The 14,898-nt window shown below is 64.5% G+C and carries 17 protein-coding genes, 3 tRNA genes and 1 riboswitch; of the genes, 11 read left to right on the top strand and 9 right to left on the bottom strand.

Features of this window, described 5'->3' with window-relative positions; translation table 11 throughout:
- Positions 1 to 72 precede the first annotated feature (72 nt).
- Positions 73 to 157 (top strand) — tRNA-Leu (locus tag J2848_RS19730).
- 12 nt (positions 158 to 169) lie between these two features.
- Here the strand turns inward: J2848_RS19730 and J2848_RS19725 are convergent.
- A complete protein-coding gene (locus J2848_RS19725) occupies positions 170 to 523 on the bottom strand; it encodes a carboxymuconolactone decarboxylase family protein (RefSeq protein WP_149234506.1) in 354 nt (117 codons plus the stop codon).
- Positions 524 to 702: 179 nt separating this feature from the next.
- Between J2848_RS19725 and J2848_RS19720 the strand changes: the two genes are divergently transcribed.
- The 4 genes from J2848_RS19720 (at position 703) to J2848_RS19705 (ending at position 1,879) form a co-directional block, all read left to right on the top strand.
- Positions 703 to 1,086 carry a rhodanese-like domain-containing protein gene (locus tag J2848_RS19720; RefSeq protein WP_149234507.1) on the top strand — a complete coding sequence of 128 codons (384 nt, stop codon included), beginning with the start codon at positions 703 to 705 and terminating at the stop codon, positions 1,084 to 1,086.
- Positions 1,087 to 1,183: 97 nt separating this feature from the next.
- Entirely contained in the window at positions 1,184 to 1,387 is a 204-nt protein-coding gene (locus J2848_RS19715) for a hypothetical protein (protein WP_149234508.1), read from the top strand.
- 11 nt (positions 1,388 to 1,398) lie between these two features.
- Positions 1,399 to 1,569 carry a hypothetical protein gene (locus J2848_RS19710; protein ID WP_170307232.1) on the top strand — a complete coding sequence of 57 codons (171 nt, stop codon included), beginning with the start codon at positions 1,399 to 1,401 and terminating at the stop codon, positions 1,567 to 1,569.
- Positions 1,570 to 1,666: 97 nt separating this feature from the next.
- The gene (locus J2848_RS19705; RefSeq protein ID WP_149234509.1) at positions 1,667 to 1,879 is read left to right on the top strand and encodes a hypothetical protein; all 213 of its coding nucleotides are present in this window, start codon (positions 1,667 to 1,669) and stop codon (positions 1,877 to 1,879) included.
- Positions 1,880 to 1,968: 89 nt separating this feature from the next.
- Here J2848_RS19705 and J2848_RS19700 read toward each other — a convergent pair whose 3' ends face one another.
- From J2848_RS19700 to J2848_RS19685, 4 genes are all read right to left on the bottom strand, one after another.
- Positions 1,969 to 2,733, bottom strand: a complete 765-nt coding sequence (locus tag J2848_RS19700; protein WP_149234510.1) for an ABC transporter ATP-binding protein — start codon at positions 2,731 to 2,733, stop codon at positions 1,969 to 1,971.
- Positions 2,730 to 3,809 (bottom strand): FecCD family ABC transporter permease, encoded by a 1,080-nt coding sequence (locus J2848_RS19695; RefSeq protein ID WP_149234511.1) that lies wholly within the window; start codon positions 3,807 to 3,809, stop codon positions 2,730 to 2,732. The genes J2848_RS19700 and J2848_RS19695 overlap by 4 nt, the downstream gene beginning before the upstream one ends.
- Entirely contained in the window at positions 3,809 to 4,861 is a 1,053-nt protein-coding gene (locus J2848_RS19690; RefSeq protein ID WP_149234512.1) for an ABC transporter substrate-binding protein, read from the bottom strand. Before J2848_RS19690 ends, J2848_RS19695 begins: the two co-directional genes overlap by 1 nt.
- Positions 4,862 to 5,044: 183 nt before the next feature.
- Positions 5,045 to 5,263, bottom strand: a riboswitch (cobalamin riboswitch).
- Between the two features lie 327 nt (positions 5,264 to 5,590).
- Positions 5,591 to 5,675 (bottom strand) — tRNA-Leu (locus J2848_RS19685).
- Positions 5,676 to 5,929: 254 nt separating this feature from the next.
- Between J2848_RS19685 and J2848_RS19680 the strand changes: the two genes are divergently transcribed.
- On the top strand, positions 5,930 to 6,103 hold the full coding sequence (locus J2848_RS19680; RefSeq protein ID WP_170307233.1) for a hypothetical protein: 174 nt from the start codon (positions 5,930 to 5,932) through the stop codon (positions 6,101 to 6,103).
- A 27-nt stretch (positions 6,104 to 6,130) separates the two neighbouring features.
- On the opposite strand, the gene J2848_RS19675 is transcribed toward J2848_RS19680, so the two are convergent.
- Both J2848_RS19675 and J2848_RS19670 read right to left on the bottom strand, forming a co-directional pair.
- Positions 6,131 to 6,376 (bottom strand): hypothetical protein, encoded by a 246-nt coding sequence (locus J2848_RS19675; RefSeq protein WP_149234513.1) that lies wholly within the window; start codon positions 6,374 to 6,376, stop codon positions 6,131 to 6,133.
- Between the two features lie 118 nt (positions 6,377 to 6,494).
- The gene (locus tag J2848_RS19670) at positions 6,495 to 7,280 is read right to left on the bottom strand and encodes a competence/damage-inducible protein A (RefSeq protein WP_149234514.1); all 786 of its coding nucleotides are present in this window, start codon (positions 7,278 to 7,280) and stop codon (positions 6,495 to 6,497) included.
- Between the two features lie 66 nt (positions 7,281 to 7,346).
- On the opposite strand from J2848_RS19670, the gene sfsA reads away from it, so the two are divergent.
- The 5 genes from sfsA (at position 7,347) to J2848_RS19645 (ending at position 12,375) form a co-directional block, all read left to right on the top strand.
- Positions 7,347 to 8,084 (top strand): DNA/RNA nuclease SfsA, encoded by a 738-nt coding sequence (gene sfsA, locus J2848_RS19665; protein ID WP_149234564.1) that lies wholly within the window; start codon positions 7,347 to 7,349, stop codon positions 8,082 to 8,084.
- 56 nt (positions 8,085 to 8,140) lie between these two features.
- On the top strand, positions 8,141 to 8,950 hold the full coding sequence (gene map / locus J2848_RS19660) for a type I methionyl aminopeptidase (RefSeq protein ID WP_149234515.1): 810 nt from the start codon (positions 8,141 to 8,143) through the stop codon (positions 8,948 to 8,950).
- A gap of 294 nt (positions 8,951 to 9,244) precedes the next feature.
- Positions 9,245 to 10,630: a S8/S53 family peptidase gene (locus J2848_RS19655; protein WP_170307234.1), complete on the top strand. Its 1,386-nt coding sequence runs from the start codon at positions 9,245 to 9,247 to the stop codon at positions 10,628 to 10,630.
- A 75-nt stretch (positions 10,631 to 10,705) separates the two neighbouring features.
- On the top strand, positions 10,706 to 11,836 hold the full coding sequence (locus J2848_RS19650) for a DUF3616 domain-containing protein (protein WP_170307235.1): 1,131 nt from the start codon (positions 10,706 to 10,708) through the stop codon (positions 11,834 to 11,836).
- A 56-nt stretch (positions 11,837 to 11,892) separates the two neighbouring features.
- On the top strand, positions 11,893 to 12,375 hold the full coding sequence (locus tag J2848_RS19645; protein ID WP_149234518.1) for a hypothetical protein: 483 nt from the start codon (positions 11,893 to 11,895) through the stop codon (positions 12,373 to 12,375).
- A 379-nt stretch (positions 12,376 to 12,754) separates the two neighbouring features.
- On the opposite strand, the gene J2848_RS19640 is transcribed toward J2848_RS19645, so the two are convergent.
- A tRNA-Thr gene (locus J2848_RS19640) sits at positions 12,755 to 12,829 on the bottom strand.
- 103 nt (positions 12,830 to 12,932) lie between these two features.
- Positions 12,933 to 14,852: a DNA helicase RecQ gene (gene recQ / locus J2848_RS19635; RefSeq protein ID WP_149234519.1), complete on the bottom strand. Its 1,920-nt coding sequence runs from the start codon at positions 14,850 to 14,852 to the stop codon at positions 12,933 to 12,935.
- Between the last annotated feature and the right edge of the window lie 46 nt (positions 14,853 to 14,898).

The raw sequence follows: 14,898 nt of genomic DNA, 5'->3' as shown, positions 1-14,898 counted from the left end.
ACGGAGATGCCCCGACGCCCCGTTCTTTTGCACTTTCCGTTTGCGGACTGTTGCGCTAGAAGAGGCGTCGCTGCGGGCGTGGTGAAATTGGTAGACGCGCCGGACTCAAAATCCGGTTCCGCAAGGAGTGTCGGTTCGAGTCCGACCGCCCGCACCACCCGATCCCAAGTTACGGGATCGCTTTTTCGGCGAACTGGTCGAACGCCTCGACCGCCTGGGCGGCATACATCACCGACGGTCCGGCGCCCATATAGACCGCCATTCCCATCGTCTCCATCACCTCGTCGCGGGTCGCTCCCTGCTTCATCGCCGCTTCGGCATGGAAGGCGACGCAGCCGTCGCAACGGATCGCCACCGCGATGCCGAGCGCGATCAGCTCCTTGCTCTTGGTGTCCAGCGCATTCGCCTTCAGCGCCGCCTGGGCCATCCCGGAAAAGGCCTTCATGACGTCGGGCGCGCCGCCGCGCAGCTCGCGGATGGCGCCCGACAGCTCGCCGGTCATCTGCGGCCAGTTCTTGTGCATGGTCGTCTCCTGTTTTCGAAAGATGCGCCTGCTGGAAGGCGGGGCTTCCGGTCAGCACCAGCCCCGCTCCATTGACTTAATATTAGAATGTACTAATTATTAGATCAAGAGCCCTTCACCGGCCCTCCCCGCTCCGATGCCACCGGTTGCCCCATCACCATCTGCAAGGACCGATTGCAATGTTCCTGTGCTCCCTGATGCGCCGCCTGTTCCCGACCGCCCAGCCCGGGACGCAGGGCGGTGCCGACCGCATCCAGCAGGTCGATCCGCAAACCGCCATCCAATGGCAAGCCAAGGACGAGGCGGTGATCGTCGACGTCCGCGAACCGCATGAGCACGCCGCCGGCCATATCCCCGGCGCCATCCTGAACCCGCTGTCGCAGTTCGATCCCTCGCGCGTCCCGGCCGACCCCGGCAAGCATCTGGTCTTCCATTGCCAGGGCGGCATGCGCTGCGGCCCGGCCGCCGAGCGCATGTTGGCCGCCGGCCATACCGGCACCGTCAACCGCCTGCGCGGCGGCTTCGCCGCCTGGGCCGATGCCGGCGGTCCGGTGGAGCGCTGACCAGCCCCGCCGCAACCGATGGCGTCGAAGCCGCTGGCCTGAACGCCACAGCGGACGTATGTGTCTGTCCGTGTCAGGCAGATGCACGGACCGTCGAATGAAGCCAGCCCCTTCCTCCATCGTCGTCGACGAAGCCGGCCCGCAGAGTTTCACCCTCACCGTGACGTTCGACGGCCAGCGGTTCGACTGCGGCAGCTACATCAGCCGCGCCGCCGCGATGCAGGCCGGCCGCCTGTTCCTCCAGCGCAAGGAGGGCGAAGCCGCCAGCGGCCGGACGAAACGCAAGCCGGGTAAGAAATGATGCCCGGCAGGATGCCTGACGACGACCGCACCCGCATGGCCGCCAACCTCGGCGCGGCCATCGCCATCATGATCGTCCTTGGTCTCGGCTATTGGCTGATGGGCGCCCTGATGCATCAGTCGAAGACCGAGGACTGCCTGCTGGCCCACCGGCGCAGTTGCGGGACCGTCGAGGTGCGGTGAGGATCGCGACTGGCCGAGTTCATGAAGGCATGACGGCGATTTGACCGGTGCGTCGTCGTCAGCTACGCTCGATCCCGTGCTGTCGGAGGATAAATCCATGGCCGATTTGATGGAAGCCCTCTGGGATATCCTGCTTGGAAACCGTCTTCTCAGATGGTTCTTCATCGGCCTGCTGATTGGATTGATACTGATCGCCTCCATGATTTGGTCCGGTTCCGATATGGAGGCCGCAGATGCCCTGATGGGTATCGTCGCCAGCGGCATTCTCGTCTTTGGTCTGCGCCTGTTCCTTTGGTTCTTTGACCATTGAATTCGCAAGGTTGCGCAGGGGTGACCGCCGGGAGGTGACGCCACCCCCCTTCTATTCCGTACCCGCTGCCGGGCCGGAGGCTTGCCTGGTCAGCCGATCAGAAAGTGGACCTGGAGCTTGCCGTGATGTGGCGAGCGTTCGACATGGGCGTTCACCCCATAGACGTCCCGGATCGTCTCCGCGGTCAGGACCTGGTCCGGCGGCCCCGCGCAGACCACCCGTCCATCGCATAGGATCGCGATGGTGTCGCAGAACAGGGCGGCGAGGTTGAGGTCGTGAAGGGCGACGATGCAGGTCGCCGGCAGCCGACTGACGAGCGACAGGATCTCCAGCTGATGCCGGATGTCGAGATGGTTGGTCGGTTCGTCGAGCAGCAGTTCGCTCGGGGTCTGCGCCAGGGCACGCGCGATGTGGGTGCGCTGGCGCTCGCCGCCGGAGAGCGTGTGCCAGAGCCGATCGCGCTTCTCCTCCATGCCGACATGGCGGAGCGCGCTTTCGACCGCCGCGTCGTCGGCACCGGTCCAGGGCGAGAGCGGTCCGCGGTGGGGCGTCCGCCCGAGCCGGACGATTTCGAGCACGGTGAGCGGGATCTCCGTGGTCGCCTGCTGCTCGACCAGCGCGAGCCTCCGGGCAATGGCGGCATGCGGCAGGGCGGCAATGTCGGCGCCGCCGAGCGTGACGATTCCGGCATCGGCCCGCCGCAGGCGGCCGATCAGGCGCAGCAGGCTCGATTTCCCCGACCCGTTGGGACCGAGCAATCCGAGCGTCGATCCCGCCGCCGCCTCGATGGTGACGCCATCCACGATCATCGCCCCGCCGGCCGCCCAGCGCACGTCCCTGGTCGCGATGCTCACAGCCGCCGCCTCGCCTTGTAGAGGATGAATGCGAAGGCCGGGGCGCCGAACAGGGCCGTGACCACGCCGATGGGGAGGATCTGCTGGGGAACGACGATCCGGGAGACGATGTCGGCCAGCACCATGAACACCGCGCCGATCATGAAGGATACCGGCAACAGCCGCATGTGGCCGGGGCCGACCAGGAAGCGCGCCGCATGCGGGACGACGAGCCCGACGAAGCCGACCGATCCGACAATGCTGACCATGGTCGCCGTCATCGCCGCGGTCAGGCCGAACAGGATCAGACGGACGCGCGTAACCGGAATCCCGAGTGCGACGGCGGCATCGACGCCGAAGGCGAAGGCATCCAGCGCGCGGGCGTGAAGGATGGCGATGGCGAAGCCGCCGATGGCGACCGGGGCCGCGAGGCCGACATCCGGCCAGCGGATGCCGCCGAGGCTGCCGAGCAGCCAGAACATGACGCCCCGCGCCTGTTCCGCATTCGCCGACGTCGTCACGATGTAGGAGGTCAGGGCGCTGAAGAGCTGGGACCCGGCGACCCCGGCGAGAATGATCCGTTCGGCCCCAGTCCCAGTTAAGCCTCCGGTACCGGCCGCCAGGGCGCAGACCAGCGTGAAGGCGATGATAGCGCCGGTGAAGGCGCCGCCCGACATCGACAGTGCCCCGCCGCCGAGGCCCGCGATCATCACCGCGACGGCCCCCGTCGAGGCCCCGGCCGATATCCCCAGGACATAGGGTTCGGCCAGCGGATTGCGGAGGAGCGCCTGGAGGATGGCCCCGGACATGGCAAGCGCCGCGCCGCAGCAGGCGGCGGCCAGCGACCGGCTGAGCCGGTAATCCCAGATGATGCCCTCCTGGATCGGGCTGATCGTGAAGCCCGTGCCCAACAGCCTGTTGCCGACGGCCTTGGCGATGGTGCCGAGCGGGATCGCCATCTCCCCGATCGAGACGGCCAGTCCGATGGCGACGACAAGGATGCCCAAAGCAAGGATGGCCAGGGCGAAGAGTGCCGGAACCGGAAGGGCGGGCACGGCCCGCAGCGTCCATCCGCCGGCGATGGCCGGGTTGCGCATCAGTCGGCCAGGCCGAACGCCTTGATGCCATTGGCAAGCGCCTCGATGCCGTCGATCGTCCGGATCGTCGGGTTCATCGATTGCGCGTCCATCAGCACGAAGCGCTTCTTGCGGACGGCCTCCAGCTTGCCGGTGACGGGATCGCTTTCAAGGAAGGCCAGCTTGACGGCGGGGTCGTCGGCGGCGTAGCGGCGGCGGTCCATCGTGGCGATGACGATGACCGCGGGATCGGCGGCGGCGATCCTCTCCCAGCTCGCCAGCGGCCATTCCTCTTCCGTCGTGACGACGTTCCTGGCGCCCAGCGCCTTCACGATGTAGGCCGGCGCCCCGTTCCTGCCGGCGACGAAGGCATCGCCCCGCACCTCCTTGCTCGAAAACCAGAAGACGACCGGCACGCCCTTGGCATCGCCGCCGGCGACGGATGCGATGGCGGCGGCCTCGCGCGTCCTGAGCGCCGCGACCAGTGCCTCGCCCCGGTCGTCGACGCCGAAGATCCGGGCGAGGTCACGGATCTCCTGATAGACGAGATCCATGGTGAACATCTGCTTGCGCAGACCGTCGCCGCCGCCGGAATTGTCCTTCTCGACGCAATCCGCGGGCGAGATGTAGGTCGGGATCCCGAGCTGCGCGAACTGCTCCCGCTTGCCGACCGAGCCGTTGGAGCCGATATGCCATTCGAACTGGGCCGCGACCAGATCGGGTTCCTGCTGAACCACGGATTCAAAGCTCGGGTCGTTGTCGGCCAGGCGCTTGATCCTGGCGTTCTGCGCTTCGAAGGGCTTCAGGACCGGGCCGACCCATACGGCCGTGCCGGCGATCCTGTCCGCCAACCCCAGCGACAGCAGGATCTCGGTGGTGCTCTGACCGATCGCGACCACCCGTGCCGGTGCCTTGCCGAACGTAACGGACATGCCGCAGTTCTGGACTGTCAGCGGATATCCGGCGGCTTCGGCGGCCGATCCCGGCGCAAGCCCAAGACCAAGCCCGGCGAGGCTGGAGAAAAAGGCTGGGAAGGCCCAGCGCAAAAGACTGGTGCAGAAGGTCTTTGCCATGATTCCCCCTGAGGTTTGACGAAGCAGGGGAACGAGATGGCCGTGCCCGTCGAAGTCGTCCGCAAGCCCTGACATCCGCAATCCCTTGGGTCGGGAGCGGCGTGCCGGACAGACGGCTTGCGGGGGACGGGCGGCCAGCGGCCGCGCATCAGCAAGCGACCACCGGGGCACCCCGCCCGAGGACGTTTCATTGCGGTACTGGCAGGTCTCCTGGCTTGCGGATCATCGCCGTTCCGTCCAGCCTTCCCAGCGCCGCAAGGTGCCAGTGGCAGGAGATGACGGAATGGCTCACCGCTCACAGTTGCGGGGGCAGCCCCGGTCTCGCCGCGCGATGCGGCTCACCGGGTTCCCTCTTAGCTTCCGGCGGAGACCGCCGGAAGAACCAGAACCGGGACCATTCATGAGCGAGCACAGCGCTCCGGTCAAGCTTCGTGAACGAACCGTCCGAGAGGGCGCCGGGCGGTCCACCCCGATCCCCGCCCCCTTCGCCTCCTTTTCAGGAAAAGTGGCAAATGGGGGGCGCACAATGCCTCTGCGGGGCGTGCCGCATGGTCGATAGGAGATAGCTTGGTGCGGTAGCAGGATTTTCGGAGACTGTTCTATCCGCCCCTGTCTGGACAGTGAGCGGCTTCGAAAACCGCCAACCACACGGCAGTCTCCTCACGCTGACACTGGGGCCGCCGAACACCAGTCGCGGGCTATGCCGAGACTTCTCAAGTCATTTCAATATGGTGCGGGCGGCGGGACTCGAACCCGCATACCTAAGGGTGAGGGATTTTAAGTCCCTTGCGTCTACCGGTTTCGCCACGCCCGCGTCCCGAACTCTGCCATTGCAAGCCGGTCCAGACGACCGGATCCGTAACGGCAAAGCCCATGTCCAAGAACGGTCCCACGCTGCGCGCGGAGATTGCATACGTTAATATGCAACGCACCGTTCCGTGGTCATGACTTAGACAATCGCAGGGGCGCGGGTCAAGGGGCCTTCGCAAAACCGCAGGCATTCCCATATCGAGGGACACGCAACTGGAAGACCGGCCCGGACGGGGACGGAAGAAGGAAGGAGGCGGCGTGAGCGAGACGGATTGGATGTCGCTGGTGGCGTTGCTGATGGTCGCGGTCCTGGTGGTGCCGGCGGCCCTTCGCCGCAACCGCGGAGTCGTGCTGCGCAATGCCGCACTGTGGCTGGCGCTGAGCGTCGCTCTCGTCTGGGCCTATGACCGCTTCGGACCTTTCGGCAACTGATTGCGGCAATCGATCACGGCCAACCGATCAGGGACGCGTGTCCTCGTTCATCGTCATGATGCCGATCCCCATCGACACGCTGCCGAAGGTCAACATCAGGCCGGCATAGAGCATCACGGTGGCGGTGATGCCATATTCGCTGCTGCCGATCAGCGTCGCCAGCTTGGCGACATCGAACCACAACAGCCCGGTCGCCAGCACCACGGCGCCGACGATGCCGGCGAACAGGTGGCGGAGAAGAAACAGCAACGCTGCTTTCTCGAAGCTCTTCATGGCGGGGCTCCCGCGGCAGGCCTGATGCGGATGAGAAAAAATCAATGTAGGACCGAATCGGTCCGCGACAATCGATCCGCCGACATAGGAGCCATCTGAGCCGCAGTCATAGGCACCGCTAACCTTTCGTACCAACCGTGAGGGTCGGCGTACCGCCCAGCCGGCGGACGATCCCCGCCAGTTCGTCGGCCGCGGTCGTCACCTCCGCCTCGTCGGTGCCGCGCAGCACCAGGCTGACGCCGAAGGAGCCGCTGCGGAAGTAAGGATAGCTGCCGATCTCCAACGCCGGATGGCGGTCCTGCAAGGCCGACAGGTCGGCGGCGATCACACCCTCCGCCAGCTCGCAGGCAACCGTGCGGGCATGCAGGGCCGGACCGCCGGCCAGTCGCGGCAGGATACCGTCCAGCATCGCCCGCATGATGTTGGGCACACCGGCCATCACGAAAACGTTGCCGATCTGGAATCCCGGCGCCTGGCTGATCGGGTTGTCGATCAGGATCCCGCCGGCCGGGACATTGGCCATGCGCAACCGTGCCTCGTTCAGCTGGCCGGCGGCGTAATGGCGCTCCAGTCGGGCGACCGCTTCCGGGTTGCGCTCCAACGCCACGCCGAAGGCCTTGGCGACGCAGGCGGCGGTGATGTCGTCATGGGTCGGCCCGATGCCGCCGGTGGTGAAGACGTAGGTGTAGCGGGGGCGCAGGGCGTTTACCGCGGCAACGATCTCCTCCTCCACGTCCGGCACCACGCGGGCCTCGCGCAGCCGCACGCCGATCCCCGCCAGCGTCTCGGCGATGTGGCCCAGATTGGCGTCCTTGGTGCGACCCGACAGGATCTCGTTGCCGATCACCAGCACGGCGGCGGTGGGGTTGGCGGCAGTCGGGGTTGCGGCGGTCTCGGACGTCATCTGGCGGGGATCTCCATCGGAACACCCTTGTCGAACGGGAAGGCCAAGGGTAGCGTCGCCGCCAAGATGCGCTTTCCCACCCCTCTTCTTCAAGGCCGCCTGATCCGCCGCTACAAGCGGTTCCTCGCCGATGTCCTGCTGGACGGGGTGGAGGTGACGGCGCATGTCCCCAATTCCGGCAGCATGATCGGGCTGGACATTCCCGGTTCCGCCGTCTGGCTGTCGCGCTCCGACCATCCCAAACGCAAACTGGCCTACACGCTGGAGCTGGTGGAGGCCGCCGCCCCCTGGGGCGAGGGGCTGGTCGGCGTCAACACCGGCCATCCCAACGCGCTGGTCGCCGCGGCGATTTCCGCCGGCACCATCCCGGAACTGGCCGGTTACGACCGGCTGCGGCGCGAGGTGAAGTACGGCCGCAACAGCCGGATCGATGTGCTGCTGGAGGACGATCCGGCCAGGCCCGGCGCCCGGCCTGCCACCTATGTCGAGGTCAAGAACGTCCATCTGCGCCGCCCCGACGGCCCCCATGGGGACGCCGCCGAATTCCCGGACTGCGTCACCGCCCGCGGCGCCAAGCATCTGGAGGAGATGGCGGCGATGGTGGCGCAGGGCTGCCGCGCGGTCATGCTCTACCTTGTCCAGCGCGGCGATTGTTCCCATTTCCGCACGGCGGGCGATCTCGATCCGGCCTATCATGACGGGCTGCGCCGCGCGCTGGATTCGGGGGTGGAGGCGCTGTGTTGGTCTTGCGCGATCACGCCCGAATCGATTGAATTGGACCGTCCGCTGTCGATCCGGCTTTGACGCTGCGGCGGGCTTCGTCATCCGGCATCTGGTTATCTGGCATAGGGGCTTTCGTCTTGGAACAGGATCACGTCGAATCCAACCGCGTCCGCCTTCATGGTCCGGAGGGATTCGAAGGCATGCGCAAGGCCGGCCGGCTGGCCGCGCTGGCACTGGACTACATCGTCCCCTATGTGCAGCCGGGCGTCACCACGGGCGAGCTCGACCGCCTGCTGGAGCAGTTCATCCGCAACCATGGCGGCATCCCCGCCCCGCTGGGCTATCGCGGCTTCCCGCGCGCCAACTGCATCTCGGTCAACCATGTCGTCTGCCACGGCATCCCCGGCGACAAGCGGCTGGTCGACGGCGACATCCTGAACATCGACGTGACGCCGATCGTCGACGGCTGGTACGGCGACAGCAGCCGCATGTATCTGTGCGGCGACGTCGGGGTGAAGGCGCGCAAGCTGGTCGACGTCACCTATGACGCGCTGATGATTGGCATCGCCGCGGTGAAGCCGGGCGCTACGCTGGGCGACATCGGCCATGCCATCCAGACCTTCGCCGAATCCCACCGCTTCTCGGTGGTCCGCGATTTCTGCGGCCACGGCGTCGGCCGCGTCTTCCACGAGCCGCCGTCGGTCCTGCATTACGGCAAGCCGGGCGAGGGGTTGGTGCTGCGGGAAGGCATGATCTTCACCATCGAGCCGATGATCAACACCGGCCGACCGGACGTGAAGATCCTGGGCGACGGCTGGACCGCCGTGACCAAGGACAAGTCGCTGTCCGCCCAGTTCGAGCATTCCATCGGCGTGACCGCCGACGGGGCGGAGATCTTCACCCTGTCGCCGGCGGGCTTTACCAAGCCGCCTTACGCAGTGGAGTGAGGGCGATGGGCATAGTGAGGTGAGTGGCGGGCGCCGTGTCGGGGGATGCGGCGCCCGAGTTGTTTTCAGCCTTCCGGCAGGGCAGACCCGGGACCGCGTCATGCCGGATGACGGGCACGAGCTTCCGTTCGCCCCATCGGAGCACGGACGCCCAACGGACGTGACTCGGAAGATGTATGGAAAACACCGATACAGAGCGCTTGATCCATCCAATCCAATAATTCACGCTAAGCCGTTTAGTCTTTCAAATCAACATACCGCTGTATGAAAATACTGCAAGATGGGGAGGAAGACATGACGGATATCGACAACGATAATTCAGACACTGATGAGGACGGCACCGGACCGTCTTTCCTGATCATCCACCTCAAAAACACCGCCGATATTCCTTACCTGGAGCACAGCGTCGCTGCGCAACTGTCCTGGCCCGGGCAATCTCTTCTAACCCTGCTGAAAGGCCCCGGTCGGAACCCCAGGGAGGGCGTAGAGGTCGTCCTGTCCCGCGCCGCCTACAAAAAGCTGCTGATGCTTCAGGGCGGCACCGACGCCGCCGTCATCTCGATGCTCAAGAGGGTGCCTGGCGTCGAGAACGCCCGGATCGTTCCTGGCGCCTTCATTCGCAATGCGATGGTGAACGGCAGCAACGCCGCGCGGCAACCAGCAGGGCCGGGGCCGGGTCAGTGGTATCTAGACACCATCAGGGCACGCCCGGCATGGAGCCTGCTCGGTGCGTCACCCGACACCCTGCCGTGGGGCGATATCAAGGTTGGCCATATCGATACGGGCATAACAGAGCACCCCGTGTTCTTCAATGCGGCGGGAAGCAGTTGGGTTCGCTGGGACCGCGGCATCAATTTCAAGGAACCCGGCAGGTTACCGGTCGATCCGCTGAGCTACGACGGCTATCCCGGACACGGAACCCGAACCTCCAGCGTTCTCGCCGGCCGCGCCGCGGCCGAGCCGTTCTACGGGGTGGCCCCCGGCGTCACGGTCATTCCGTACCGGATCACCAACACCGTCGTCATCGATTTCCTGAACAACGACACCCAGATCGCCAGGGCGCTGAAGCATGCGGTTTTCGACGCCGGCTGTCATGTGCTCAGCATCAGCCTGGGCGATCCCTGCCTTCCGGCGGAAGGGGCCGGTGCGATGATCGATGCCGCTTATGACAGCGGCGTCATCGTCGTGGCCGCCGCGGGCAACGTGACGAGCGAAGTGACCTATCCCGGCCGCTTCTCCCGCGTCATAACCGCTGGCGGATCGACGCGGATGAACACCCCCTGGCAGGGTGGTTCGCGCGGACTGAAAGTCGACCTGTCCGCCCCGGCCGACGAAATCCATCGCGCCGATGCGATCCTGGACAAGGACAAGGGCACGACCGCCTATGTCTATGGCGGCGGCGGCGACGGCACCTCCTATGCCACGGCGATGATCGCCGGTGCCGCGGCGTTGTGGCGTGCATTCCACGTCGGGGCGTTGGCAACCCTTTATCCGCAAGGATGGCAGATCGTCGAGGCCTTCCGCCAATGCGCCCGCCGCAGCGCGACGGTGCCGCAGGGATGGCCCACCACCGAATATGGGGCCGGAATTCTGAACGTAGAGGCACTGCTGCGCCATCCGCTGCCGCCCCCGGCCTCCCTGGTCTACCAAAGCAGATTGGCAGCGAACGAGCGTTTCTGAGCCGCGGCGCGACATGTTCGGATGGCAGGGCCGCTCGCAGGATTGGTCAACCACTTTCAACGGAGGGAGGCATCCATGATTCGGAACGGCATCGGTGCGTTGATCATCCTGGCGCTGTGCCACGTTCCCGCTTTCGCGGATAGTGGACCGATTGCCGTCAAACCCATCGCCGGCCCGCCCGCAGACACCGAGGATGGCTTCACGTTCAACAAGAAGACGAAGAAAACCAGAAGATCACTAAGCGGTATTGCGTGTCCGGAAGGACAAGGAAGCAAAAAGCTTTGCCTGGTGGTCTTCGATGAGGAAGCCGAGGCCAGATACCTCAAGATAGGTCGGGGAAAATATTCAGCCGACAATGAACGGGTCGTACTGGGTCCTGAGGACACTGAAATCGACGCGGAAGCCGCAGCAACGGACGGCAAGTACTATTACGTCACGGGATCGCACAGCTTGGGTCGTAAAACATGCGAGGTGCGCCCCAACACACGGCAAGTGATTCGCTTCAAAATGGACCCCGGTACAGGACGAGCGGTACGAGACTCTGCGGGACAACTTGTCGAGTATGCAAGCGTCGCCAATCTCTGGGGAATCATGGAGACCGAACCTAGTCTCAACAGCGACGCCGAATATAAATTCTGTCTCCAGGCAGGGGAGAAAAGGGGCATCGATATCGAGGGGTTGGCCATCAGGAACAACAGACTTTATTTCGGATTTCGTGGCCCCACAAAAGACACTGAAGCAAAGATAATGGCTGTCAATGCAGAACCCTTGTTCGGAAACGGTGACGTTAACGCCAAATTTTTCAGTGTTTCTCTGGGAGAAAATCGTCGAGGCATCCGGGATATGCAAGCGGTTTCTGACGGAATTCTTATACTTGCCGGTCCTGACGATCAAACTGATGATCCAGCAACACTTGGCGCTTCTCCCGGCAGCAAAGAGATCCTCTCCGCTAACGGAACCAAAAAGCAAATCGACCGATGGATTGTCGCCCTTTGGGACGGCAACGAGACGCATAACGGAATTATCCATGCAAGACCACTGGCTGAATTGGACTTGAGCACCGTAGAGAAACGATCCTGTGACACGGAAACAAAACCAGAGGCAATGACTGTACTCTCCGACGAAGCGGGAAAACCATACAAAATCCTTATCCTGTCCGACGGAATGTGCGACGGGGGGCCGCTTTTGTTCGAGGTACCGAAATAAATCCCATCGTTGTCGCTTTCCAGATCTCCATACCCGACAAATCAGGAGAGTGGATCATGAATCTTGTACTCACCGCGCAAGACTGGCGGGACATCTTCCCAAAGGCGCCGGACACCATCATCAAGGCGTTCGTCGACGATGCGAGTTATCTTGATGAGGCAGGAATCACCGCGACGGCCACGCGCCTTGCCTATGCTCTGGCAAACGTTGAACACGAGTGTGACGGGTATAGCATCAAGAATTTGACCGAGAATATCAATTACACTCCCCAATGCATGGCAGAATTCTGGCCGAAACGCTTCAAATCGGCTGAGGACGTGATTGAAAAGTACGGCACGGCTCCCGGTTGGCAGAAGAAAGCGTTCGATAGAATCTATGGCGACCGAATGGGCAATCGCCCGAATAGCAATGACGGCTCGACCTATATCGGACGTGGCGGTCCCCAGATCACGGGACGAGACGGATATGAGCAAGTTGGAAAGCGCTGCGGGCTCGATCTTGTTGGACAGCCGGATTTGGCCACCGAGCATAAGTACTAACCCAGGATCCTGGCTGCCTTCTGGACTTGGAAAAACTTGAATCACTTCGCCGATGACGAAGATTTCCATGGCTGTGTAGCAAGGTGGAACGGTGGCGATATCGGCTACAAGGACCGCCTGATCAGGTTGAAAGGAAACGACCCAATCATACAGCGACTGAACACTGCCGGATCGATCTCGACACGTTTGGCAAAAAGCGCCTTAGGTTGAGCTTTCTTTATGCCGGGATGAAGCGGCAGTCACGTAGCGGCATCGCTTTTTCGGCATCGGGAGCAACGGCCGCACCTGTCAGAATCCGACATGGAAACTCAATCGAACGACCGCTGCTCCAAACAAGAACCCCCCGGAAAGCGGAGCTTTCCGGGGGGTTCTAAAAAACTGGTGCCGCAACAGGGATTTGAACCCCGGACCTACTGATTACGAATCAGTTGCTCTACCCCTGAGCTACTGCGGCGTCGTTGTGGCGCGGAACATAGCGAGGTGTTTCGCGGGATGCAAGCAGGGAATTTCGGAAAAATCGGCCGCCCGCTCTCAGGCCTGCCATGCACCCGAACGCCTCATCCGTGCTGCCGGATCACCTCCAGGAATGCGTCGGCGTAGCGTTCCAGCTTGCGGCCGCCCACCCCCGGCAGATGGGCGAAGGCGGCGTGGTCGCGGGGGCGCTGGGCCACCATCTCCAGCAGCGTGCTGTCGTGGAAGATCACATAGGGCGGCACGCTCTGCGCCTTCGCCAGCGCCGTCCGGCAGTCCTTCAGCGCATGCCACAGCGCGTCGTCGGCCGCCGACAGCGCACCGCGGGCGCCAGAGCGCGATACGCCCTCCCCGTTTCCACCAACCGATCCGCCGCGCGCGGTGTGGCGGCGCAGCGCGTCGTGGACGCCGCGGCGGCGTTCCAGCACCGGGTCCTTGCGCAGCTTCACCACCCGCTGCCCCTTGATGACGGCAACCCCGGCATCGGTCAGGCGGAAGCCGCCATACTCCAGATCGACGGTCAGCAGGCCGGTCGCCACCAGCTGGCGATAGACCGACTGCCATTCCACCTTGGTCAGATCCTTGCCGACAGCGAAGGTCTTCAGCTGGTCATGGTTCTGCTGCACCACCTTCTCGGTGGCATTGCCGACCAGCACGTCGATCAGATGGCCTGCGCCATAGCGCTGGCCGGTGCGGTAGACCGCCGACAGCGCCTTCTGCGCCGCGATGGTGCCGTCCCAGGTCTCGACCGGGTCCAGGCAGGTGTCGCAGTTGCCGCAGGGCTCCGGCAGGGTCTCGTTGAAATAGTTCAGCAGCACCTGACGGCGGCAGTCCGGCGTCTCGCAGAAGCCCAGCAGAGCCTCCAGCTTGCCGCGCTCCACCCGGCGGTGGCTGTCGCCGGCCTCCGACTGCTCCAGCATCTGGCGCAGCATCACCACGTCGGCCATGCCATAGGCCATCCAGGCATTGGCGGGCAGGCCGTCGCGGCCGGCGCGCCCGGTCTCCTGGTAATAGGCTTCCAGGCTCTTGGGCGGGTCGAGGTGGCAGACGAAGCGGACGTTGGGCTTGTCGATGCCCATGCCGAAGGCCACCGTGGCGACCATCACCAGCCCCTCGCTCTTGATGAAGCGGTCCTGGTTGGCCTCGCGCACCTCGGCCGGCAGCCCGGCATGGTAGGGCAGAGCCTCGCGGCCTTGTTGGTTCAGCCAGGCCGCGACCTCCTCCACCTTGTTGCGCGACATGCAATAGATGATGCCGGCGTCTTCCGGATGGTTCTCGCGCAGGAAGGCCAGCATCTGCTGGCGTTCGCTCTTCTTCGGTACCACGCGGTAGGTGATGTTGGGGCGGTCGAAGCTGGACAGGAAGACGCGGGCGTCGGTCAGCCCTAGCTTGTCCTTGATCTCGGCGCGGGTCTGCACGTCGGCGGTGGCGGTCAGCGCGATGCGCGGCACCATCGGGTGGCGCTCGTGCAGGATCGACAGCTGCAGATATTCGGGGCGGAAGTCGTGTCCCCACTGCGACACGCAATGCGCCTCGTCCAGCGCGAACAGCGCCAGCCGGGTGCGGTCGAGCAGGTCGAGGAAGCGCGGCGTCACCAGCCGTTCGGGTGCGACATAGACGAGGTCGATCTCGCCCTGCACCATCGCCCGCTCCACCTCCCGCGCCTCCGCCGGACCAAGGGAGGAGTTGAGGAAGGCGGCGCGCACGCCCAGTTCCTGCAAGGCCGTCACCTGGTCGCGCATCAGGGCGATCAGCGGCGACACCACCACCGTCACCCCGTCGCGCACCAGCGCCGGGATCTGGTAGCACAGCGACTTGCCGCCGCCGGTCGGCATCAGCACCAGCGCGTCGCCGCCGCGCACCACATGGTCGATGATGTCGGCCTGCTGGCCACGGAAGGAGTCGTAGCCGAACACCGTCCGCAGCGCGTCGAGCGCCGTGGCCGGCTGTTGACCGGAGGCATCGTCCGATGCCCCCCGGTTGCTGTAGGAAAACAACGAATCCACGCCGATGCGGTTCAGGAAAGTGGGGCCGGAGATCCGGCTTGTCGTC

The organism is Azospirillum lipoferum, assembly GCF_024170005.1.
GTDB lineage: Bacteria > Pseudomonadota > Alphaproteobacteria > Azospirillales > Azospirillaceae > Azospirillum > Azospirillum lipoferum.
The sequence above is the reverse complement of the archived record's forward strand: the minus strand, read 5'-3'. Positions and strand labels throughout refer to the sequence as shown.

What these genes read in the sequence shown, in the direction of transcription:
- J2848_RS19725 (WP_149234506.1), bottom strand. Translation starts at nt 523, where the DNA reads ATGCACAAGAACTGGCCGCAGATGACCGGCGAGCTGTCGGGCGCCATC.
- J2848_RS19720 (WP_149234507.1), top strand. Translation starts at nt 703, where the DNA reads ATGTTCCTGTGCTCCCTGATGCGCCGCCTGTTCCCGACCGCCCAGCCC.
- J2848_RS19715 (WP_149234508.1), top strand. Translation starts at nt 1,184, where the DNA reads ATGAAGCCAGCCCCTTCCTCCATCGTCGTCGACGAAGCCGGCCCGCAG.
- J2848_RS19710 (WP_170307232.1), top strand. Translation starts at nt 1,399, where the DNA reads ATGCCTGACGACGACCGCACCCGCATGGCCGCCAACCTCGGCGCGGCC.
- J2848_RS19705 (WP_149234509.1), top strand. Translation starts at nt 1,667, where the DNA reads ATGGCCGATTTGATGGAAGCCCTCTGGGATATCCTGCTTGGAAACCGT.
- J2848_RS19695 (WP_149234511.1), bottom strand. Translation starts at nt 3,809, where the DNA reads ATGCGCAACCCGGCCATCGCCGGCGGATGGACGCTGCGGGCCGTGCCC.
- J2848_RS19690 (WP_149234512.1), bottom strand. Translation starts at nt 4,861, where the DNA reads ATGGCAAAGACCTTCTGCACCAGTCTTTTGCGCTGGGCCTTCCCAGCC.
- J2848_RS19675 (WP_149234513.1), bottom strand. Translation starts at nt 6,376, where the DNA reads ATGAAGAGCTTCGAGAAAGCAGCGTTGCTGTTTCTTCTCCGCCACCTG.
- J2848_RS19670 (WP_149234514.1), bottom strand. Translation starts at nt 7,280, where the DNA reads ATGACGTCCGAGACCGCCGCAACCCCGACTGCCGCCAACCCCACCGCC.
- sfsA (WP_149234564.1), top strand. Translation starts at nt 7,347, where the DNA reads ATGCGCTTTCCCACCCCTCTTCTTCAAGGCCGCCTGATCCGCCGCTAC.
- J2848_RS19655 (WP_170307234.1), top strand. Translation starts at nt 9,245, where the DNA reads ATGACGGATATCGACAACGATAATTCAGACACTGATGAGGACGGCACC.
- J2848_RS19650 (WP_170307235.1), top strand. Translation starts at nt 10,706, where the DNA reads ATGATTCGGAACGGCATCGGTGCGTTGATCATCCTGGCGCTGTGCCAC.
- J2848_RS19645 (WP_149234518.1), top strand. Translation starts at nt 11,893, where the DNA reads ATGAATCTTGTACTCACCGCGCAAGACTGGCGGGACATCTTCCCAAAG.